Origin of the sequence: Neobacillus massiliamazoniensis (assembly GCF_001048695.1) — a bacterium.
GTDB classification, from domain to species: Bacteria; Bacillota; Bacilli; order Bacillales; family Cytobacillaceae; genus Neobacillus; species Neobacillus massiliamazoniensis.
Genome location: NZ_CVRB01000004.1, coordinates 384,235 through 405,949, shown reverse-complemented (window position 1 = coordinate 405,949; position 21,715 = coordinate 384,235). Strand labels below are relative to the sequence as shown.

The window sequence follows — 21,715 nt, the reverse complement described above, 5'->3', positions numbered from 1 at the left end:
TGGGGGAATGTATATTGTTATCAGAACTATCGATTAAAAACTTCGCCATTATTGAAGCCTTGTCTATTTCATTTGCAAAGGGACTAACTGTTTTATCCGGGGAAACAGGCGCAGGAAAATCGATTATTATTGATGCGATTCATTTGTTAGTTGGTGGGCGAGGATCTAGTGAATTTGTTCGTCATGGTGAAGAAAAAGCCGAAATTGAAGGGCTTTATCAAATAGACGATGAACATCATCCATGTTACCAGAAGGCTTTAGAATTAGGTATTGATATAGAAGACGGAATGATTGTGTTAAGACGCGATATTTCGCGAACAGGAAAAAGTATATGCCGAATCAACGGGAAGCTTGTAACCATTTCGACCCTTCGGGAAATGGGTTCGACCCTTGTAGATATCCATGGTCAACATGAGCATCAAGAATTAATGGATGAAACAAGGCATTTAAGCTTGCTGGATCAATTTGGCTCTGATGAAATTTCCCTTGCGCTTTCAGAATATCAGCGAGTATTCCATCGCTATGAACAAACATTACATAAGCTAAAATCTTTAAGCAAAAATGAACAGCAAACTGCCCATCGTCTTGACCTTATACAGTTTCAATTAGATGAAATTCAAAAAGCTGACTTAAAACTTCATGAAGATGAAGAACTTTTCGAGGAAAAGAAAAGGCTTGGGAATTTTGAAAGAATTTTTGAGGCGATTCAAGCCGGTTATAATGCCTTAAATGGAGACCAAAAAGGTTTGGACTGGATTAGTATGGTAATGGGGCATTTAGAAGATGCTGCCGCGGTTGATGCTGAGTATAAAGAAATTTTCGAATCGGTTGCGAATAGTTTTTATCAATTAGAGGATCTGGCACGATCTCTAAGAAATGAATTAGACATCTTAGAATTTGATCCGGAAAGATTGAATGAAATTGAAGATCGGCTTAATGAAATTAACCAATTAAAAAGAAAGTACGGCAAAACAATCGAAGAAATTTTGGAGTATTCGGCCAAAATTGAGGAAGAAATTGAAATCATTCAGAATAAAGAATCTCACATAGGTCAATTGGAAAAAGAACTTACTTCCATTAGGAAAGACTTAATCTTAGAGGCAAAGCAAGTAACAGACCTTCGACATAGATGGGCTGATAAACTGACAAGGTTTATCCATAAAGAGCTTAAAGAACTGTATATGTCAAAAACAGTATTTGAAATTCGCTTTGAAACAGACTTAGAGCATTTTTCAAAAGATGGGGTAGATCATGTTGAGTTCTTTATCTCTACCAATCCGGGCGAGCCGCTGAAGCCTTTGTCAAAAGTCGCCTCGGGCGGTGAGTTATCAAGAATCATGCTGGCTTTAAAGAGTATTTTCTCCAAACATCAAGGTGTTACTTCAATTATTTTCGATGAGGTTGACACAGGAGTAAGTGGACGAGTTGCACAGGCAATTGCTGAAAAAATTTACAAGGTTGCTCACTCTTCACAAGTATTGTGTATTACCCATTTACCTCAGGTAGCAGCCATGGCTGATACACACCTCTTTATTTCAAAAATAATTAAAGGCGGAAGAACGAGGACTTCTGTCACACCGTTACAAATCGAGGAAAAGATAAAAGAAATTGGCCGAATGATTTCTGGTGTTGAAATTACCGATTTAACGAAAAAACATGCAGAAGAATTATTGCTTTTAGCTGCAGAAAATAAAAAAAATTGAAAAGCTATCCATTCTGGGTAGCTTTTTTATATTGCAGCCAGTTATAAATGCTTGTGAACGAGGCAATCTTATAGATGTAGCCATTTAGGATTCAGTTACTAGAAGCGAGGAGAGTGAAAATTTTGAAGTCAGAAATAATCAGAAAAATAATTGGTGGAATTCTCCTTGTTTCATTAGTAAGTATTATTTTCCTTCAACCCTTTCAACAATACCTAAATATACCTAAATCCATCACAATTTTTGAAGGACAGAAATTTACATTTCAAAAGGCTGCCCCGGTATCAGCAGCTTTAGTATCTCACAAAACAAATATCTCACTTGAACAAAAAAAGAATTCGGTTTCTTTAAAGGCAGTAGAAAATGGGAAAAATGAATTGCTTTTAGAATATGCTGGAATTCCTATTAAGATGGTCGATGTACAGGTCTTAAAAGATTTTCGAGTTATCCCAGGTGGACAATCAATTGGTGTAAAATTGAATACTGTTGGCGTATTAGTCGTTGGTCACCATTTGGTTAATACCTTAGCTGGAAAAAAGTCTCCAGGGGAAATGGCTGGAATTAGAGTTGGCGATATCATTACCGAAATAAATGGTAACAAAATTGAAAAAATGACGGATGTAGCTCCTTATGTTCAGGAGGCAGGTCAAAATGGGCAAGCATTAAATATGATGATTAGCCGTGAAAGCGGAAAATTTACGACAAAGCTTACTCCATTAAAGGATAAAGGAGAAAACACGTACAAGCTTGGTTTATATATTCGGGATTCAGCTGCAGGTATTGGGACAATGACATTCATTCACCCACAATCTAAAAAATATGGTGCCCTTGGGCATGTGATTTCAGATATGGATACAAAGAAACCAATCGTAGTCGAAGATGGTGAAATTGTTCGTTCGACTGTTACATCGATTGAAAAAGGAAGTAACGGTGACCCAGGTGAAAAACTGGCGAGGTTTTCCTCTGATCGTGAAATAGTAGGAAACATACAGAAGAATAGTCCGTTTGGAATTTTTGGCGAAATCAATAAACAAATTAAAAATGGAATTTTGGATAAGCCAATTCCTATTGCGTTATCCAATCAAGTGAAAGAAGGACCTGCTAAGATTTTAACAGTCGTTAACGATGATCGTGTAGAAGAATTTGACATTGAAATTGTCAGTACGATACCACAAAAATTCCCAGCAACAAAAGGCATGGTAATCAAAATAACAGATCCTAAACTTCTTGAAAAAACGGGAGGGATTGTTCAGGGAATGAGTGGAAGCCCCATCATTCAGGATGGGAAACTAGTCGGTGCAGTAACTCATGTCTTTGTTAATGACCCAACATCCGGATACGGAGTGCATATCGAATGGATGCTACACGAGGCAGGTATAAATATATATGATACTCCAAAGGAAAAAGCAAGTTAAGATTAGTTTGAAGGAAACTTTGGAGCTAGACATAAAAGGCAGAAAAAGGCGAAATCCGCCTTTTTTCTGCCTTTTTTTGAATAAAAACTTGAGATTTATTGGAAAATGTTCGAAATTCGTCGAATATAGAAGAAAATGAAAGAATTTTTAAGATATTTTAACTATTTTAAGAAATATTAAAAAAATGAAAGGAATTTTTGTTGCATTGTCGAATTTGTAATTTACAATAGTAAATAGAGATTATTGATGGTATGGATAACCTAATTGATTTGAGGAGGAAGCGGGCTTGAAAAAAATAAAAGTTTGTGTTGTTGATGATAATAGGGAATTAGTTGGCTTATTAGAGGACTATATTTCTTCCCAATCAGATATGGAAGTTGCCGGCATTGCTCATAATGGTCAAGAATGCTTGGACCTTTTAAGCGAGGTCGATCCAGATGTCCTTGTTTTAGATATTATCATGCCGCATTTAGATGGACTCGCCGTACTTGAGCGTTTAAGAGAGCTGAAAAAAGGGACATTACCTAATGTCATTATGCTGACAGCCTTCGGACAAGAAGATGTTACAAAAAAAGCAGTGGAACTAGGTGCTTCCTATTTTATTTTAAAACCGTTCGATATGGAAAATCTAGGGAATCACATTCGTCAAGTAAGCGGTAAAGGCAATCCGATAACAAGAAAGCTGCCTGCAGCAAATTATCGTCAACAAATGGAACAAAAGCCGAAAAATCTTGATGCAAGTATTACAAGCATTATTCATGAGATTGGAGTTCCCGCCCACATTAAAGGTTATCTTTACCTCCGTGAAGCAATTTCGATGGTTTATAATGATATCGAATTATTAGGATCAATTACAAAAGTACTGTATCCTGATATTGCAAAGAAATATAATACAACTGCGAGCAGAGTAGAAAGAGCCATCAGACATGCAATTGAAGTAGCGTGGAGCCGTGGAAATATTGATTCCATTTCCTCGCTATTTGGTTATACAGTAAGTATGTCAAAAGCGAAACCAACGAATAGCGAATTTATTGCCATGGTTGCCGATAAATTACGTTTAGAACATAAAGCCTCTTGAAAAAATAAACAGTGAAGGCCTCCATTTTGATGAAGGCTTTTTCTTTTCGAATAAGAATATGTTGTGCATAATGCATAAGCTATTTTAGAGACGCATTTCATTTAATAGAGGGTCTTGGATCTGATTCGGGGAGTTGCACGGGATTCTCTACTATTTTGTAAGGGTGTGAATAAATGACTCAAATTATTGCTCACCGTGGTTACTCCGCTCAATTTGCTGAAAATACGATGAATTCCTTCATAGAAGCCGAGAAAGCAGGAGCGGATGGAATAGAATTGGATGTCCAATTAACAAAAGACGGTGAAATTGTTGTCATCCACGATGAAAAGGTTGACCGAACAACAAGCGGAAAAGGATTTGTAAAAGGTTTTTTGTTTAAAGAAATTAGAAAACTTAATGCCAATACAAAAGGGTTTAAAAAAGAACCCATTCCTTCCTTAATTGAAGTATTGGAATGGATGCAAACTAATCGATTAGTTTGTAATATTGAATTGAAAAATGGACTAATTCCATATGAAGGAATGGAGGAAAAGGTCATTGAGCTCGTCAGTTCCTATGGACTGAGTGATAGGATCATAATTTCTTCATTTAATCACTATAGTATTGTCTATTGTTATCGCTTAGCACCGGAAATTGAAACTGCCCCGCTTTTCATTGAAGGAATTTATATGCCATGGATTTATTGCAAATCCATTAGAGCAAAAGGAATTCATCCAAAGCATTCAACCGTGTCAGATGAAATTATTAAAACTTCTATCGATAATGGAGTAGCAGTCAGACCTTACACCGTTAATAAAGAACTTCACATGCATAGGCTGTTTAAACTCGATTGTACGGCATTTATTACTGACGACCCTGTTAAGGCCTTAAGAATAAGAAAACAATATGAAAAGAGACCGTAATGGCCTCTCCAGTGTCGAGAAAGGGTATTTTTCTCGGCAATTTTTTATTTTGTCGCGAACTAAAATACCGATTTTTATTAACTCATTGCTAGCTGGCCTGTTGATTGGAGCGGAAGGTGCTTCGCTTTCCGCGGGCGTGCCGGGGAGCCTCCTCGGCGCTTTAGCGCCTGTGGGGTCTCCCCTGCCCCGTACTCCCGCAGGAGTCTTCGCACCTTCCGCTCCAATCAACAGACCTATTGAACAGCCTATATATAATTATATTATAATAAATTAACGCGGTGAATTATTAAAGAAAGTAAATGAAATAAAAGGCTATCGAAAATTTTTCAACAGCCTGAGAGACCGTAATGGCCTCTTTTTATTTTTTATGTTGTTCTACAGGTGAAGAATTTTCTTTCCCTTGAAACCGCATCTGCACCTTATTACGTTTACGGTCGCGGTGAAAAATAAATCCTGCCACGAAACTAAGACCCCCAATAAAAAAGATGAGTCCAGTAAGAAACTGAAGCCATAAATAAGGGAATGGTGCTTGAAGAATTCCAAATGTCATATCACGCATTAATTTGATCCCAAACGCAGCTAGAAAACCTGGAATCAATAATATCATTAGAGCTATGATTCGCTTCATACTATTTTCCTTCCAAAAGAAATTGGGATACACGAATGACGTTATTCCTTTATCCAAAATAATAGTATACAGAAAAAATTTGTCAAGGTAGGTTCCTAACGATACAATAGGAATTGAAAAAAATTGCATAAATTCCGTTGACAACATGAAAAAGCCTTCTTAACTTAAGGAAAGGAGCAAAAAGATGCAAAATATTATGATCGTGGGAGCTGGAAAAGGTGGTACTGCGATTCTAAAATTTTTAAAAGAGTCAGAGGTATTGAATGTTCAAGTTGTTATTGATCGAAACTTAGATGCACCTGGTGTCCTATTAGCTCAACAAGAAGGTATTACAACAGGGACTAATTGGAAGCCGTTTTTAACAGATCAAATCGATATTATCATAGAAGTGACCGGGAATGAAGAGGTATTTCACGCCTTAAGGGATGCCAAAAATCAGAAAACGATCCTCATTCCAGGAAGTGTTGCTTTTCTTCTTTCGAAGCTTTTGGAAGAAAAAGAAGAGCTCATACATAAACAACAGCATGTTTCTTATCAACAAGAGCTTATTTTTAACTCTACCAATGATGGTATGATGGTAATCAATTCAAATGGAATAGTGATTTTGTTTAACCGGCGCGCTGAAGAAATGATGGGCATAAAAAAAGAACAAGTGATTGGTAAACCTGTGGATAAAGTGATTCCACAAACTCGCTTACCTGTTATCTTAAAAACAAGGCGAATTGAAACGAATCAAGAAATGATCTTGGATAATGGCAAAAAAATTATTACAACGAGGATTCCTGTCATTGAAGAAAATGGAAATCTGGTTGGGGCGATTGCTGTTTTTAAAGATATAACAGAAGTGGTTAACCTTGCAGAAGAAATAACTGATTTAAAAGAAATTCAAACCATGCTTCAAGCGATTATTCACTCAAGCGATGATGCCATTTCTGTGGTGGATGAAAATGGAAGAGGAATCCTCATTAATCCGGCATATTCACGCATTACAGGACTTACCCAAGAGCAGGTCATTGGACAACCAGCCACTGCAGATATTTCTGAAGGTGAAAGCATGCATATGAAGGTATTAAAAACGAGGAGAGCTGTTCGTGGGGTTGCAATGCGGGTTGGACCAAGCAAAAGGGAAGTGATTGTCAATGTTGCGCCAATAATAGTAGAAGGGAAATTAAAAGGTAGTGTTGGCGTTATACATGATATGTCAGAACTAAAGTCACTAAGCAGAGAATTGAGCCGAGCCAGGCAAATCATTCGCACATTAGAAGCAAAATACACTTTTGAAGATATCATTGGTAAATCTGAAGAAATGATGCTTGCGATTGAACAAGCAAAGCTTGGAGCGAAAACACCAGCAACCGTCCTGTTAAGAGGCGAATCAGGGACAGGTAAAGAATTGTTCGCCCATGCGATCCATAATGCAAGTGACCGTAAATTTAACAAATTTATTCGTGTTAATTGTGCGGCTATTTCTGAAACATTGTTGGAAAGCGAGTTATTTGGCTATGAAGAAGGAGCCTTTTCAGGTGCTTTAAGAGGCGGGAAAAGGGGATTATTTGAAGAGGCCAATAACGGAAGCATTTTCTTAGATGAAATTGGTGAGCTTTCAGCAAATACTCAGGCAAAACTGCTTCGTGTCTTGCAGGAAAATGAAATCATTCGTGTTGGAGGGACAAAGCCCATCAATATAAATGTAAGAGTTATTGCGGCAACCAATGTCAATCTTGAAAAGGGGATTGCTGCTGGCTCTTTTAGGGAAGACTTGTACTATCGATTAAATCGCATGCCAATACATATACCTCCGCTAAGAAATCGAAAAGAAGAAATTCCTGAACTATGTGAAAGGCTGATCCAAAAAATAAACCGTGATTATGGCCGTAATGTGGAAGGGATTACTCAAGATGCTATGCTTAAGTTAATGGAATATGATTGGCCTGGAAATGTTAGGGAATTAGAAAATATTCTTGGAAGAGCGATAATTTTCATGAATTATTATGAGAGCTTTATAAATGTCCAGCACGTTCCTGAATTAAAAAATAAAAAGGCTGGTGATGGACACTCTTCTCTGCAGATCCAAGTGCCTAATACTCAAAACCGTTCCTTAGCAGACATGGTGGAAGAATTTGAGTCGAAAATAATAAAACAAGCACTTAATCGTTTTAATGGAAACAAAACAGTAACGGCTAAAGAGCTGGGACTATCTGTAAGAAATTTATATTACAAGCTTGAGAAATACAATCTTGAAAAAAATAGCGTGCAATAATTTTCTTAGTATGAATTTTTTTTCATAGTTATATTAAGAAAAATAAAACGCTTTCAATAATATTGTTTTGGCATGTTTCTTGCACATTACTTATACGGGAATTGCAGTTGATGTGAGAAGGGGGTTGATGATTACTTGTTGCTGGATTCACTGATTGACAAAGCAACCCAATTGAACTCAGTCACGGTTGCCGTTGCTGCAGCAGAGGACACGGATGTAATTGAAGCAGTATTAGATGCAATAGACCGCAATCTCGCTAATTTTCTTTTATTTGGTGATAAAGAAAAAATTCAAGCGATTATTGACGAAAAGAACCGTGAAATGGCAAGTAATAAACAGCTAAAGATTGTTCATGCAGACTCAAAAACTTCTGCGGCTGAATTAGCTGTTCAAGCGGTTTCTAGCAAAGAAGCAACCGTATTGATGAAAGGTAATATTCAAACCAATATCATTCTAAAAGCGGTTTTGAATAAGGAATATGGTTTAAGGACAGGAAATGTTTTATCCCATGTAGCTGTCTTTGAAATTCCTGGGATTAACCGCTATACCATTGTAACAGACGCGGCGATGAATATTGATCCGAATTTGGAACAAAAAGCGCAGATCATAAAAAATGCTGTTTCAATCGCCCATTCAATCGGAATTGAAAATCCAAAAGTAGCACCTCTTGCAGCTGTCGAGGTTGTAAACCCTGCAATGCAGGCCACGATTGATGCAGCCGCCTTAACGATGATGAATAGAAGAGGACAAATTTCTGGTTGCATTGTGGATGGCCCGCTTGGATTAGATAATGCCGTATCTTCATTAGCGGCCGAACATAAAGGAATCCGCAGTGAAGTGGCTGGAAAAGCTGATATTTTATTAGTTCCAGCCATAGAGGTAGGAAATGTATTGTATAAATCGTTGATTTATTTTGCAAATGCGAAAGTCGGAGCAGTGATTGCTGGGGCTGCAGCGCCAATTGTATTAACATCTAGAGCTGATTCTGCTGAAAGTAAACTGTATTCTCTCGCACTCGCCATATGCTCTGTAAACAAATAGAATTGTAAATCTGAGGAGGAAATGAAACATGGAAATTTTTAAGTACTTAGAAAAATATGATTATGAACAAGTAGTATTTTGTCAAGATAAACAATCTGGATTAAAAGCCATTATTGCGATCCATGATACTACTATAGGACCTGCATTAGGTGGAACACGGATGTGGACTTATGAATCGGAAGAAGCAGCCATTGAAGATGCCTTGCGCTTAGCAAAAGGCATGACCTATAAGAATGCAGCAGCGGGATTAAATCTTGGCGGCGGTAAAACAGTTATCATTGGTGATCCAAGAAAAGATAAGAATGAAGAATTGTTCCGTGCCTTTGGACGATACGTTCAAGGTCTTAATGGAAGATATATTACGGCAGAAGATGTTGGTACAACTGTTGCCGATATGGATTTAATCCATGAAGAAACTGATTATGTTACAGGGATTTCACCTGCCTTCGGTTCTTCAGGAAATCCTTCTCCTGTAACTGCTTATGGCGTCTATCGCGGTATGAAGGCAGCGGCTAAAGAGGCTTTCGGATCAGATTCACTCGAAGGAAAAGTGGTTGCGATTCAAGGAGTAGGAAATGTAGCTTATACTCTATGTGAATACTTGCATAAAGAAGGTGCACAGTTAATCGTAACGGATATTAACAAAGAAGCAGTTCAAAGGGCTGTGGAAGCGTTTGGTGCCCGTGCAGTAGATCCGAACGAAATTTATAGCGTGGAATGTGATATTTATGCTCCATGTGCTTTAGGAGCAACAGTTAATGATGACACCATTCCTCAGCTTAAAGCAAAAGTGATTGCTGGTTCAGCTAACAATCAATTAAAGGATACACGTCACGGAGATATCATCCATGAATTAGGGATTGTCTATGCCCCAGATTATGTTATTAATGCCGGCGGGGTTATCAATGTGGCCGATGAACTTTATGGATATAACCATGAACGGGCAATGAAAAAAGTTGAACAAATCTATAACAGTATTGAAAAAGTAATAGAAATTTCTAAGCGTGATGGAATTCCAACATATGTTGCTGCAGATCGTATGGCTGAAGAACGGATTGAAAAATTACGTAATTCTCGTAGCCAGTTTCTACAGAATGGACATAATATTTTAAGCCGTAGAAGAACAAGGTAAATCTATTTTTGTGTATGAGTAATGGTAAAGAGGATGTCCCAACCAAAGTGTCATACCCCTCAACCTACAATTTATAGTTGAACTTTTTAATTAAGCGACTATAAATTGAGTGTTAAGAGAGAGGTCAGCCCTTTTGGGACATCCTCCTTTACCTTTCATATTGGAGGATAAAATGTTGCAAGCAACAAATAATCGAATTCTTATCATCAACCCGGGTTCGACTTCCACAAAAATTGGAATCTTCGATAATGAAATCTCTGTTTTTGAAAAAACGATTCGCCATGAAGCTAAAATTATTAATTCTTTTCCTAATGTTATTGATCAGTATGACTTTAGAAAAAAGACTATTTTGGACACATTGGATAAAGCAGGAATTAATATTTCCAAATTATCTGCAGTCTGCGGACGTGGTGGATTGTTACGCCCCATTGAAGGTGGAACATATGAAGTAAACGACGCCATGTTAGCTGATTTACGGTCAGGCTTTTCCGGGCAGCATGCTTCAAATCTAGGTGGGATTATTGCCTATGAAATTGCTTCGGGATTAAATATTCCTTCCTATATTGTCGACCCCGTAGTCGTTGATGAGCTTGATTTGATTGCAAAAATATCAGGGTTTTCATTGATTGAAAGAAAAAGTATCTTTCATGCTCTAAATCAAAAAGCAGTTGCCCGAAAAGTTGCAAAGGAACTAGGCAAGAATTACAATGAACTCAACCTTATTGTGTCCCATATGGGCGGAGGTATAACTGTCGGAGTACATAAACAAGGAAGAGTAATCGATGTTAACAATGGTCTTCACGGTGATGGTCCATTTAGTCCAGAACGTGCAGGGACAGTCCCAGCAGGAGATTTAATCTCCATCTGCTTCTCAGGTGAATACTACAGGGAAGAAATTATGAAGATGCTTGTTGGTAAAGGGGGACTTGTCGGTTATCTGGGAACGAATGATGCCGTAGAAGTTGAAAAAAGGATTGAAGCAGGCGATAAGAAGGCAAAAATGGTCTATGATGCCATGGCTTACCAGGTCGCAAAGGAAATTGGGTCCGCTAGTACTGTTCTTTCAGGGAAGGTGGATGCTATTATTTTAACGGGCGGTCTAGCCTATGGAAAAAGCTTCGTCAAAACTATCACGGATAGGATTAATTGGATTGCCGATGTGTTTGTTCATCCGGGTGAAAATGAGCTTCAAGCATTAGCTGAAGGGGCTCTTCGTGTCTTACGTGGCGAAGAAAAAGTAAAAGTATACCCCGGAAGTGTTGAAACGGTAATAATTTAAGAATTTTGGGGAGGAAATGATTGTGGCAAGGGAATACGATTTAGTCATACTAGGCGGAGGTACCGGCGGCTATGTGGCAGCCATTCGTGCCTCGCAGCTAGGCCTGAAAACAGCGATTGTTGAAAAAGGTAAACTAGGCGGTACTTGCCTGCATAAAGGCTGTATCCCAAGTAAGGCTCTACTCCGTAGTGCTGAAGTTTTTGCAACCGCAAAACGAAGCGAGGATTTTGGCGTTATTACAGGAAATGTAGAGGTTAATTTTGGTAAAGTTCAGGAAAGAAAAAATAAAATTATCGATCAACTGCATCGAGGCGTTCAGCATCTAATGAAGCAAGGTAAAATTGATGTATACGAAGGACTTGGCCGAATTCTAGGGCCATCAATTTTTTCGCCAATGCCAGGAACCATTTCAGTCGAAATGAACAATGGCCAAGAAAATGAAATGTTGATTCCGAAAAATGTTATTGTTGCGACCGGCTCAAGACCAAGGTCATTACCCGGGCTTGAGATAGATGGAGGCTTGGTCATGTCCTCTGATGAAGCACTGCAGCTTGATGCACTACCAAGTTCGATTATTATAGTCGGCGGCGGAGTGATCGGAATTGAATGGGCTTCGATGCTTTCAGATTTCGGTGTTGAGGTTACAGTAATTGAATATGCAGACCGAATCATCCCAACCGAAGATAAAGAAATATCAAAAGAAATGCAGCGTGTAATGAAGAAAAAAGGAATTAAATTTGTTACAAGTGCAAAAGTTCTCCCTGAAACTCTTATCAGAGACAATGGTGTGACCATTTCAGCAGAAGTGAAAGGCGAACAAAAGGAATTTAAAGCTGACAAACTGCTTGTTTCAGTCGGCCGTCAGGCAAATACCGAAGGAATCGGACTTGAAAATACTGAAATACAGGTAGAAAAAGGTTTTATTGTCACGAACGAATTTTTCCAAACGAAGGAGTCCCATATATACGCAATCGGTGATGTGATTGGTGGACTGCAGCTTGCACATGTTGCTTCGCACGAAGGGATTATTGCTGTGGAGCATATCGCTGGAGATAATCCATCGCCACTTGATTACAAGCTTGTTTCTAGGTGTATTTACAGTAGTCCGGAAGTTTCCAGTGTTGGGATTACAGAGGACCAAGCAATCGAAAAAGGATATCAAGTAAAAACAGGTAAATTTTCATTTAAAGCAATTGGTAAAGCACTTGTATTTGGAGAATCTGATGGTTTTGTTAAAATAATCGCCGATGAAAAAACCAATGATATTCTAGGGGTGCATATGATTGGTCCACATGTAACAGACATGATTTCTGAAGCTGGCTTGGCGATGGTTTTGGATGCTACACCATGGGAAATAGCTCATACTATTCATCCTCATCCGACTCTATCGGAGGCAATTGGTGAAGCTGCCCTTGCAGTAGAAGGAAAAGCAATTCATTCTTAAGTTTGAACGAATTAATGGGAGGTAAGAATTTAATGGCAGAAAAGCGTCACACTGCTTTAGGTTTAAACGATGAAAACGTTTTGGAAATGTATGAAACTATGCTTTTGGCCCGGAGAATTGATGAACGGATGTGGTTGTTGAACCGTGCAGGTAAAATACCATTTGTCATCTCATGCCAAGGCCAGGAGGCCGCTCAAGTTGGTGCTTCTTTTGCACTTGACCGTGAAAAGGACTATGTACTTCCATATTATCGTGATATGGGAGTGGTGTTAACATTTGGAATGACTCCGAAAGAACTGATGCTTTCTGGCTTTGCAAAAGCGGAAGATCCGAATTCAGGCGGTCGACAAATGCCAGGCCATTTTGGCCAAAAGAAAAATCGAATTGTCACCGGATCTTCTCCTGTAACAACACAAGTACCACATGCGGTTGGAGTAGCTCTTGCCGGGAAAATGGAAGGAAAAGATTTCGTTTCCTTTGTAACCTTTGGAGAAGGATCTTCTAACCAAGGTGACTTTCATGAAGGTGCGAACTTTGCAGGTGTTCATAAGCTTCCAGTTATTTTCATGTGTGAAAATAATAAATATGCCATCTCTGTTCCAATTGAAAAGCAGTTAGCGTGCGAAAAGGTATCTGACCGTGCAATTGGCTATGGAATGCCAGGGATTACGGTTGATGGAAATGATCCTTTAGAGGTATATCAAGCAGTAAAGGAAGCTGCTGAACGTGGCCGTCGCGGCGAAGGTCCGACGCTGATTGAAACAGTTTCCTACCGCTTAACACCGCACTCTTCTGATGATGATGATCGCTCATATAGGGCTCCGGATGAGGTTGCTAAGGCAAAAACACAGGATCCGATCATAACTTTTGGTGCCTATTTAAAAGAAACAGGTGTCATGAATGATGAGCTTGAGAAAGAAATTAACGATCGCGTCATGAAATTGGTGAATGAAGCTACAGATTATGCAGAAAATGCTCCGTATGCAGCACCAGAAGATGCAATGAAATATGTTTATGCGGAGGGGAATGAATAATGGCAGTAATTTCTTATATTGATGCCGTAACCATGGCCATTCGTGAAGAAATGGAACGAAATCCGAAAGTTTTTGTCCTCGGTGAAGACGTAGGGAAAAAAGGCGGCGTTTTTAAGGCCACTCAAGGTTTGTACGAGCAATTCGGAGAACAGCGCGTTATCGATACACCTCTAGCAGAATCAGCGATTGCCGGTGTTGGGATAGGTGCAGCGATGTACGGAATGCGTCCGATTGCCGAGATGCAATTTGCCGACTTTATTATGCCTGCAGTTAACCAAATCATTTCGGAAGCGGCTCGAATTCGCTATCGTTCTAATAACGACTGGAGTTGTCCTATTGTTATTCGTGCACCGTATGGTGGTGGTGTTCATGGAGCACTTTATCATTCTCAATCGGTGGAAGCCGTTTTTGCTAATCAGCCGGGCTTGAAAATTGTGATGCCATCTACACCTTATGATGTAAAAGGTTTATTAAAAGCAGCAATCCGTGACGATGACCCCGTTCTATTCTTTGAGCATAAGCGGGCTTACCGTTTAATAAAAGGCGAAGTACCAACAGATGATTATACACTGCCAATTGGCAAGGCGGATGTAAAACGTGAAGGGGAAGATATTACGGTCATTACATATGGTCTTTGTGTACATTTTGCCCTTCAAGCTGCCGAAAAATTAGCCAAGGATGGAATTTCAGCTCACATACTTGATTTAAGGACGATTTATCCACTTGATAAAGAAGCTATCATTGAGGCTGCTTCTAAAACAGGAAAGGTCTTACTTGTCACTGAGGACAATAAAGAAGGCAGCATTATGGGTGAAGTTGCGGCGATTATTGCTGAACATTGTTTATTCGAATTAGACGCACCGATTAAACGTTTAGCAGGACCGGATATACCTGCTATGCCTTATTCACCGACAATGGAAAAATTCTTTATGGTTAATCCTGATAAAGTGGAGAAAGCAATGAGGGAACTGGCTGAATTTTAATATTTTACACGAAGTTATTTGCACAAAAGGAGGTTTAATCATTGGCTGTTGAACAAATTAAAATGCCTCAACTAGGTGAAAGTGTTACAGAAGGCACGATCAGTAAATGGCTTGTTTCTGTTGGCGATAAAGTAAATAAATACGATCCTCTTGCAGAGGTTATGACAGATAAAGTGAATGCAGAGGTCCCATCATCATTCACAGGTGTGATTAAGGAACTGATTGCCGGGGAAGGCGATACTTTATCCGTTGGAGAAATAATTTGTACGATTGAAATTGAAGGTGGCAATACTGCGGAAGCTTCTCCTGTAGAAAACAAAGCAATGGAAAAAAATGAAGGAGCAGACGCTGACGTTTCCCAAGCAGACCAAGAAAACAAGGTCCGTTACTCTCCAGCAGTATTAAAGCTCTCTCAAGAACATGGTATCGATTTAACTTTGGTGTCAGGCACCGGTGCGGGTGGTCGGATTACTAGAAAAGATTTGCAGAAGATAATTGAATCAGGAAATATCCCAGTTGCCCAGCAAAAAGTAGAGGCTCCTAAACAAGAAGCTAAACTACAGCAGGTTCAAGAGGTGGCCCAAACTGTTACAACTCAAGTGACAGCAGGAGCCAAGCAAGCAGCTCCAGCAGTAAATGTACCTGTTACTCCAGGAGACATTGAAATTCCAGTTACTGGTGTCCGCAAAGCAATTGCAGCTAATATGCTACGCAGCAAGCACGAAGCACCGCATGCCTGGACAATGGTTGAGGTGGATGCTACTAATTTAGTGGAATACCGTACTTCCATTAAAGACGAGTTCAAGAAAAAAGAAGGCTTCAATTTAACCTTCTTTGCCTTCTTTGTTAAAGCTGTTGCGCAAGCCTTAAAGGAATTCCCACAAATTAATTCAATGTGGGCAGGCGAAAAAATCGTCCAAAAGAAAGACATCAATATTTCAATTGCTGTTGCAACGGATGATGCTTTATTTGTTCCTGTTATAAAAAATGCAGACGAAAAAACCATTAAGGGAATTGCTCGTGAAATCTCCGAGGTAGCTGCCAAAGTAAGAAGCGGCAAACTTAAGTCTGAAGACATGCAGGGCGGAACCTTTACCGTGAACAATACCGGTTCATTTGGCTCTGTTCAATCGATGGGCATTATCAATTACCCACAGGCAGCCATCCTGCAGGTTGAATCCATCGTTAAACGTCCTGTTGTTATGAACAATGGTATGATTGCCGTTCGTGACATGGTCAATCTCTGTCTATCCCTGGACCACAGAGTGCTAGATGGGCTGATTGCCGGACGTTTCTTACAAAGAGTCAAAGAAATCATCGAAACTATCTCAAAATCAAACACTTCTATTTATTAAAACAGACAAACCGCTGCCAAATCGAGCAGCGGTTGTTTCATTTTGGCGAGATTTTCGAAATAGGGCTACGAATCTATTCCCCTATAACATTTTATCTGCGAATTCAATCTATATGTTGGCGAATACTGGCCTACTTTCTTTACTAAAGACTAAATCCTCTCACTTGGAACGGTTTTCATTGCTTGAATGAAGATTGTATCCTAAAATATAAGTAATTGGATTTTTTTTAATTTTGCGAAAGGGGGATGAGAAGTTTGGAAAAAATACGTAATCAGTCTTTTTCAAAAAAATCAACAAATGAATGGAAAGAAAAAGCGGAGCAATCGTTAAAAGGGAAAACCGTAGAATCATTACATACGACCACCTTTGAAAAAATTATTTTGAAACCGCTTTATACTAGAGAGGATGAACTACCAGTTTCGGATTACCCAGGCGGGTCCGACTATAGAAGAGGTATTAACCCACTTGGATATTTGACAAATGAATGGAAGGTTGCCCAGCAGATTTCCTATCAAACGGCAGATGAACTTATGCTCAAGCTCCGCCAAGCAGTTGAGAAAGGACAAACTGTGCTCTCATTTGAAGTGTCTAAAGAGCTTATCAAAGCTAATGTTTTTTCAGAATTCTATGATAAATATCCCATTGCGTTAAATGCAAATTCGCTACAAACTGATTTGCTAACTAAGCTTGGAAGCGAGTACATAGAGGGAGAAAAAGTAACAGGATATATCGCCAGTGATCCCATTTCCCTTTTTGTTGAAGAAGGATTGTTATCTGAGGAATACCTGCAAGAATGGTTTAAGGATATTAGACTGTTTAATGAACGCTTTCCTCAATTACGAACGGTCCTTATTAACACTGTTCCATATCATAATGGTGGGGCTCATGCTGTTCAAGAACTTGGCATCGCAATAGCAACTGGCGTATTTTATTTGCAGCAATTACAAGATAGTGGCCTCGATTTGGATACGGCCCTTTCAAAAATGGTTTTTCAATTTTCAATCGGCAGCAACTTTTTTATGGAAGTGGCTAAATTAAGAGCAGCACGTATTTTATGGAATAGGGTAACCGAAGTATATGGGGCAAATACTGCAAAGCATGGGATGCAAATCACAGCCTCGACTTCTTCCTTTACAAAGACCGTTTTTGACCAGCATGTCAATCTTCTCCGTACAGCGAATGAAGCATTTTCAGCTGTTTTAGGAGGCGTTCAATTTCTGCATGTCGGTGCGTTTGATGAAATGACCGGTTCCAACGATTTTTCTGAACGACTCGCAAGAAATATCCAACTGATTTTAAAAGAGGAATCCCATTTACAGAAGGTAATCGACCCGGCGGGAGGTTCTTGGTATATAGAATCGTTGACGAACCAGCTAGCAGAGAAAGCTTGGGAGTTCTTCAAGCAAATTGACTGTGAAGGCGGAATTCTTGAAGGATTAAAAGCAGGTTGGCCTCAAAAGCAAATTAGCGAAGTATATGGAAAAAGAAACCTTGACATTCAAACGAGGAAACGGAGTATTGTAGGAACGAATGTCTATGCTAAACTCGATGAAATTGTTCCCTATAAGCAGCTGATGAAAAAGGCTGAATCATCTTTTGTTAAATATTCATCGATAAAAATGGCTGCAATTCCTCAAAGAAGATTAGCTGAGCCATTTGAGGAATTACGAATCATGGCAAAACAATTTGAAGAAAAAACAGGTTCCGTTCCATCGGTTGCCATGCTTTGTCTTGGAGAGTTAAAACAACACAAAGCAAGACTCGATTTTATGAAGGGATTTCTAGCTGCAGGCGGAATTAAATCTATTGAAAGCAAACCAATAAGCAAGCTAGATGATGCTCTTCAGTTTATGACAGCTATTAATACAAATTTTGTCTGCTTTTGCGGTGCGAATGAGCAGTATGAATTAGAAGGGCATCAAATACTTACAGCCCTTAAAGCTGAATTTCCAGAACGAACCTTTTTCTTGGCAGGATTACCGGAAAACGAAAGGCAATCCCAATGGATGGAAGAAGGAATCAAGCAGTTTATTCATGTGAAAAGCAATTGCTATGAAACCCTTTCTTCCATTCTTGGGGAATTGGAGGTGACCGTAAATGCGGAGCAATAAGCCTGATTTTCAAAACATTAAACTATTCGATGAACCGCACTATATTACAAAAGAAGAATGGATGGAAAAGGTCGAAAATGATCTAAACACCTCTATCGACGATTTGCTGTTCGAAACAAATGAACAAATAAAGTTAAAGCCACTCTATACAAAAGAGGACCGAGAAGGCTTAGAGCACCTTGATAACCTGCCAGGTCTTCCCCCATACACAAGGGGGCCTTACCCAACCATGTATGTGAACCGTCCATGGACGGTGAGGCAATATGCAGGCTTTTCAACTGCTGAAGAAAGTAACGCCTTTTACCGCCGCAATTTGGCGATGGGGCAAAAGGGACTTTCTGTTGCCTTTGATTTAGCCACCCATAGAGGCTATGATTCCGATCATCCACGCGTTGTTGGGGATGTTGGCAAAGCTGGTGTCGCAATTGATTCCGTTCTTGACATGAAAACCCTGTTTGACGGAATCCCGTTAGATCAAATGTCTGTTTCCATGACAATGAATGGAGCAGTTTTACCGATTTTGGCCTTTTACATCGTTACGGCCGAGGAACAGGGTGTAAGTCAGGACAAGCTTGCTGGTACGATTCAAAATGATATTTTGAAAGAATATATGGTTCGAAACACGTATATTTATCCACCTGAAATGTCGATGAAAATCATCGCTGATATTTTTGAATATACTTCCAAGTATATGCCAAAGTTTAACAGCATAAGTATATCGGGCTATCATATGCAAGAGGCGGGTGCACCTGCCGATTTAGAATTGGCCTACACCCTTGCAGATGGCTTGGAATACGTAAGAACAGGTATCAAAGCTGGGATTGAGGTTGATTCATTTGCACCAAGGCTGTCCTTTTTCTGGGCAATCGGCATGAATTATTTTATGGAAGTGGCCAAAATGCGGGCGGCGAGATTCATCTGGGCTAAAATGATGAAATCCTTTAACCCTAAAAACGAAAAATCAATGGCCTTACGAACCCATTCGCAGACATCGGGCTGGAGCCTTACTGAGCAGGATCCATTTAATAATGTTACAAGAACTTTGATAGAAGCACACGCTGCAGCAATGGGGCATACTCAATCACTTCATACAAATGCATTGGACGAAGCAATTGCCCTGCCAACAGACTTTTCTGCACGGATAGCCCGTAATACACAGTTATTCCTTCAGGAGGAAACAGAAATCACAAAAGTGATCGACCCATGGGCAGGTTCCTATTATGTAGAAAAATTAACGGATGAATTAATCCACCGGGCTTGGGTACATATTGAGGAAATTGAAAGCCTTGGTGGAATGGCAAAAGCAATTGAAACAGGTCTTCCGAAAATGAGAATTGAAGAGGCTGCAGCGAGAAGGCAGGCCCAAATTGACTCAGGGAAGGAAACCATTATTGGTGTAAATCGCTACCGCCTTGAGAAGGAAGAGCCGATTGATATTTTGGATATTGATAATACTGCTGTCCGTTTGAAACAAATTGAAAAATTAAACCATTTAAAAGAAAGTCGTGACGATCAAAAGGTTAAAGATGCCTTGGCTGCTTTGACAATAGCTGCAGAAACAGGAGAGCAAAATTTATTGGAGCTAGCTGTTCAGGCGGCACGTTCAAGAGCGACCTTAGGTGAAATTTCCGATGCAATTGAACAGGTAGCAGGAAGGCATAAAGCGATCATTCGCTCGATTAGCGGTGTTTATAGCACAGCCTTTAATAATGAAGAAGAAATTGTGGTTGTACAGAAGATGACAGATGAGTTTCTGGAATATGAAGGCAGACGTCCGAGAATTCTCATTGCCAAGATGGGACAGGATGGTCATGATCGCGGGGCGAAGGTCATTGCTACCGCCTTTGCGGACCTTGGTTTTGATGTAGATATCGGTCCTTTGTTCCAAACACCAAAAGAAACTGCCATCCAAGCAGTTGAAAATGATGTTCACGTAATCGGTATGAGTTCACTTGCTGCGGGGCATAAAACTTTATTGCCACAGCTCGTTGAAGAGCTGAAAAACCTTGGTCGAGAAGACATCTTAGTTGTGGTTGGTGGCGTAATTCCTGCGCAGGACTATCAATTTTTATATGATCATGGTGCAGCGGCTATCTTTGGACCTGGAACAATTATTCCTGTTTCTGCGCAAAGGGTAATCAAGGAGATTTATAATCAGCTTGGTTATGAGGAAGTGTCTCAATGACCAACGAATTAATACCGGAATGGAGCGACCCAAAAGAGCCGGGCAAATGCAACAGTGTAGTAAGAAAAGGACACGAGCAGGAAGGTCAAGCTATATCCATTCAAAAAAATATTCGATTTCAAAAACGGAAGGATCAAGAGCCTTCCGTTCAGGAATTGTACGAAGGAGTGCTAAAGGGAGATAGAAGCCTCCTTGCAAGAGCGATTACCTTGGTGGAAAGCAATGCCGAGCAGCATTTTCAGAAAGCACAGACCCTTTTGCAAAAATTATTAGTTCATTCCGGAAATGCCATCCGGATTGGAATAACCGGTGTCCCAGGTGCAGGCAAGAGTACCTTTATAGAGGCTTTTGGAATGTATTTATGCGGACTTGGCTTACGGGTTGCTGTGCTTGCAATTGACCCAAGCTCGAAGCTAAGCGGAGGGAGTATTCTTGGGGACAAAACGAGAATGGAGCAATTGTCTAGAAATCAAAGAGCTTTTATCCGTCCATCTCCCACTGCCGGAAAGCTTGGTGGGGTCCACCGCAAAACAAGGGAAGCGATGTTGATTTGTGAAGCGGCTGGCTTTGATGTTATTTTAATTGAAACGGTTGGCGTTGGACAAAGTGAAGTAATCATACGTGATATGGTCGACTTTTTCATGCTCCTTGTGCTGACAGGTGCAGGGGATGAACTGCAGGGAATGAAAAAGGGAATTATGGAATTAGCTGACGCCATTATCGTTCACAAAGCAGATGGTCCGAATAAACAAAAAGCAGAGCAGACCAAAGAAGAATATAATCGCATCCTGCATTTTCTCCAGCCAGCAACAAAGGGCTGGGCAACAAAAGCCTTTACCTGCTCATCGTTAACAATGGAAGGGGTTAATGATATTTGGAAGGTGATTAAATCCTTCGAACAAACTGGAAAAAACTCTGGGGTGTTTAATGAAAGAAGGAAAATTCAATTAAGAGAATGGCTTTATTCTATGATTACTGATCAACTCCAATATCATTTTTACCACCATCATGGGGTGAAAGACTTATTACCAATGATGGAAAATAAAGTTATCGCCGGGGAATCTACGGTAGCTACTGCGGTTGAATCTCTTTTTCAGACATTTTTATCAAGCCATGAATAATGGAGGAAGTCCCAAACAAAGTGTCAGACCTTTCAACTTACAATTTA

The 21,715-nt window shown here is 39.7% G+C and carries 16 protein-coding genes; 15 read left to right on the top strand and 1 reads right to left on the bottom strand.

Features of this window, described 5'->3' with window-relative positions; genetic code table 11:
* Nucleotides 1-14 precede the first annotated feature (14 nt).
* The 4 genes from recN (at nucleotide 15) to BN1082_RS19820 (ending at nucleotide 5,095) form a co-directional block, all read left to right on the top strand.
* On the top strand, nucleotides 15-1,703 hold the full coding sequence (gene recN, locus BN1082_RS19835; protein WP_090637374.1) for a DNA repair protein RecN: 1,689 nt from the start codon (nucleotides 15-17) through the stop codon (nucleotides 1,701-1,703).
* A gap of 122 nt (nucleotides 1,704-1,825) precedes the next feature.
* Nucleotides 1,826-3,115: a SpoIVB peptidase gene (gene spoIVB, locus BN1082_RS19830; RefSeq protein WP_090637372.1), complete on the top strand. Its 1,290-nt coding sequence runs from the start codon at nucleotides 1,826-1,828 to the stop codon at nucleotides 3,113-3,115.
* 286 nt (nucleotides 3,116-3,401) lie between these two features.
* The gene (gene spo0A, locus BN1082_RS19825; protein WP_090637370.1) at nucleotides 3,402-4,193 is read left to right on the top strand and encodes a sporulation transcription factor Spo0A; all 792 of its coding nucleotides are present in this window, start codon (nucleotides 3,402-3,404) and stop codon (nucleotides 4,191-4,193) included.
* Nucleotides 4,194-4,366: 173 nt separating this feature from the next.
* Entirely contained in the window at nucleotides 4,367-5,095 is a 729-nt protein-coding gene (locus tag BN1082_RS19820; protein WP_090637368.1) for a glycerophosphodiester phosphodiesterase, read from the top strand.
* A gap of 358 nt (nucleotides 5,096-5,453) precedes the next feature.
* Here BN1082_RS19820 and BN1082_RS19810 read toward each other — a convergent pair whose 3' ends face one another.
* Entirely contained in the window at nucleotides 5,454-5,723 is a 270-nt protein-coding gene (locus BN1082_RS19810; protein ID WP_090638445.1) for a DUF2627 domain-containing protein, read from the bottom strand.
* Between the two features lie 184 nt (nucleotides 5,724-5,907).
* Here BN1082_RS19810 and BN1082_RS19805 point away from each other — a divergent pair, with 184 nt between their 5' ends.
* From BN1082_RS19805 to meaB, 11 genes are all read left to right on the top strand, one after another.
* Nucleotides 5,908-7,983, top strand: coding sequence for a sigma-54 interaction domain-containing protein (locus BN1082_RS19805; protein ID WP_090637363.1), 2,076 nt, complete (start codon nucleotides 5,908-5,910; stop codon nucleotides 7,981-7,983).
* A gap of 135 nt (nucleotides 7,984-8,118) precedes the next feature.
* On the top strand, nucleotides 8,119-9,024 hold the full coding sequence (gene yqiS, locus BN1082_RS19800; RefSeq protein WP_090637360.1) for a phosphate butyryltransferase: 906 nt from the start codon (nucleotides 8,119-8,121) through the stop codon (nucleotides 9,022-9,024).
* A gap of 28 nt (nucleotides 9,025-9,052) precedes the next feature.
* A complete protein-coding gene (gene bcd / locus BN1082_RS19795) occupies nucleotides 9,053-10,156 on the top strand; it encodes a branched-chain amino acid dehydrogenase (protein ID WP_090637358.1) in 1,104 nt (367 codons plus the stop codon).
* 172 nt (nucleotides 10,157-10,328) lie between these two features.
* Entirely contained in the window at nucleotides 10,329-11,435 is a 1,107-nt protein-coding gene (gene buk / locus BN1082_RS19790) for a butyrate kinase (protein ID WP_090637356.1), read from the top strand.
* Nucleotides 11,436-11,457: 22 nt separating this feature from the next.
* On the top strand, nucleotides 11,458-12,879 hold the full coding sequence (gene lpdA, locus BN1082_RS19785; protein ID WP_090637354.1) for a dihydrolipoyl dehydrogenase: 1,422 nt from the start codon (nucleotides 11,458-11,460) through the stop codon (nucleotides 12,877-12,879).
* 32 nt (nucleotides 12,880-12,911) lie between these two features.
* Nucleotides 12,912-13,913 (top strand): thiamine pyrophosphate-dependent dehydrogenase E1 component subunit alpha, encoded by a 1,002-nt coding sequence (locus BN1082_RS19780; protein WP_090637352.1) that lies wholly within the window; start codon nucleotides 12,912-12,914, stop codon nucleotides 13,911-13,913.
* Complete coding sequence (locus BN1082_RS19775; RefSeq protein ID WP_090637350.1) at nucleotides 13,913-14,896, top strand: alpha-ketoacid dehydrogenase subunit beta; 984 nt, start codon at nucleotides 13,913-13,915, stop codon at nucleotides 14,894-14,896. The genes BN1082_RS19780 and BN1082_RS19775 overlap by 1 nt, the downstream gene beginning before the upstream one ends.
* 41 nt (nucleotides 14,897-14,937) lie before the next feature.
* Nucleotides 14,938-16,251, top strand: coding sequence for a dihydrolipoamide acetyltransferase family protein (locus BN1082_RS19770; protein WP_090637345.1), 1,314 nt, complete (start codon nucleotides 14,938-14,940; stop codon nucleotides 16,249-16,251).
* Between the two features lie 245 nt (nucleotides 16,252-16,496).
* Entirely contained in the window at nucleotides 16,497-18,362 is a 1,866-nt protein-coding gene (locus tag BN1082_RS19765) for a methylmalonyl-CoA mutase subunit beta (protein ID WP_176699880.1), read from the top strand.
* On the top strand, nucleotides 18,349-20,547 hold the full coding sequence (scpA, locus tag BN1082_RS19760) for a methylmalonyl-CoA mutase (RefSeq protein ID WP_090637341.1): 2,199 nt from the start codon (nucleotides 18,349-18,351) through the stop codon (nucleotides 20,545-20,547). The genes BN1082_RS19765 and scpA overlap by 14 nt, the downstream gene beginning before the upstream one ends.
* Nucleotides 20,544-21,668 (top strand): methylmalonyl Co-A mutase-associated GTPase MeaB, encoded by a 1,125-nt coding sequence (gene meaB / locus BN1082_RS19755; RefSeq protein WP_090637339.1) that lies wholly within the window; start codon nucleotides 20,544-20,546, stop codon nucleotides 21,666-21,668. The genes scpA and meaB overlap by 4 nt, the downstream gene beginning before the upstream one ends.
* The last annotated feature ends 47 nt before the right edge of the window (nucleotides 21,669-21,715 follow it).

Excerpts from the sequence above, each read along its gene's own strand:
- meaB (WP_090637339.1), top strand. The coding sequence starts at position 20,544 with ATGACCAACGAATTAATACCGGAATGGAGCGACCCAAAAGAGCCGGGC.
- BN1082_RS19810 (WP_090638445.1), bottom strand. The coding sequence starts at position 5,723 with ATGAAGCGAATCATAGCTCTAATGATATTATTGATTCCAGGTTTTCTA.
- BN1082_RS19805 (WP_090637363.1), top strand. The coding sequence starts at position 5,908 with ATGCAAAATATTATGATCGTGGGAGCTGGAAAAGGTGGTACTGCGATT.
- bcd (WP_090637358.1), top strand. The coding sequence starts at position 9,053 with ATGGAAATTTTTAAGTACTTAGAAAAATATGATTATGAACAAGTAGTA.
- BN1082_RS19820 (WP_090637368.1), top strand. The coding sequence starts at position 4,367 with ATGACTCAAATTATTGCTCACCGTGGTTACTCCGCTCAATTTGCTGAA.
- BN1082_RS19765 (WP_176699880.1), top strand. The coding sequence starts at position 16,497 with ATGAGAAGTTTGGAAAAAATACGTAATCAGTCTTTTTCAAAAAAATCA.
- scpA (WP_090637341.1), top strand. The coding sequence starts at position 18,349 with ATGCGGAGCAATAAGCCTGATTTTCAAAACATTAAACTATTCGATGAA.
- BN1082_RS19775 (WP_090637350.1), top strand. The coding sequence starts at position 13,913 with ATGGCAGTAATTTCTTATATTGATGCCGTAACCATGGCCATTCGTGAA.
- BN1082_RS19780 (WP_090637352.1), top strand. The coding sequence starts at position 12,912 with ATGGCAGAAAAGCGTCACACTGCTTTAGGTTTAAACGATGAAAACGTT.
- buk (WP_090637356.1), top strand. The coding sequence starts at position 10,329 with ATGTTGCAAGCAACAAATAATCGAATTCTTATCATCAACCCGGGTTCG.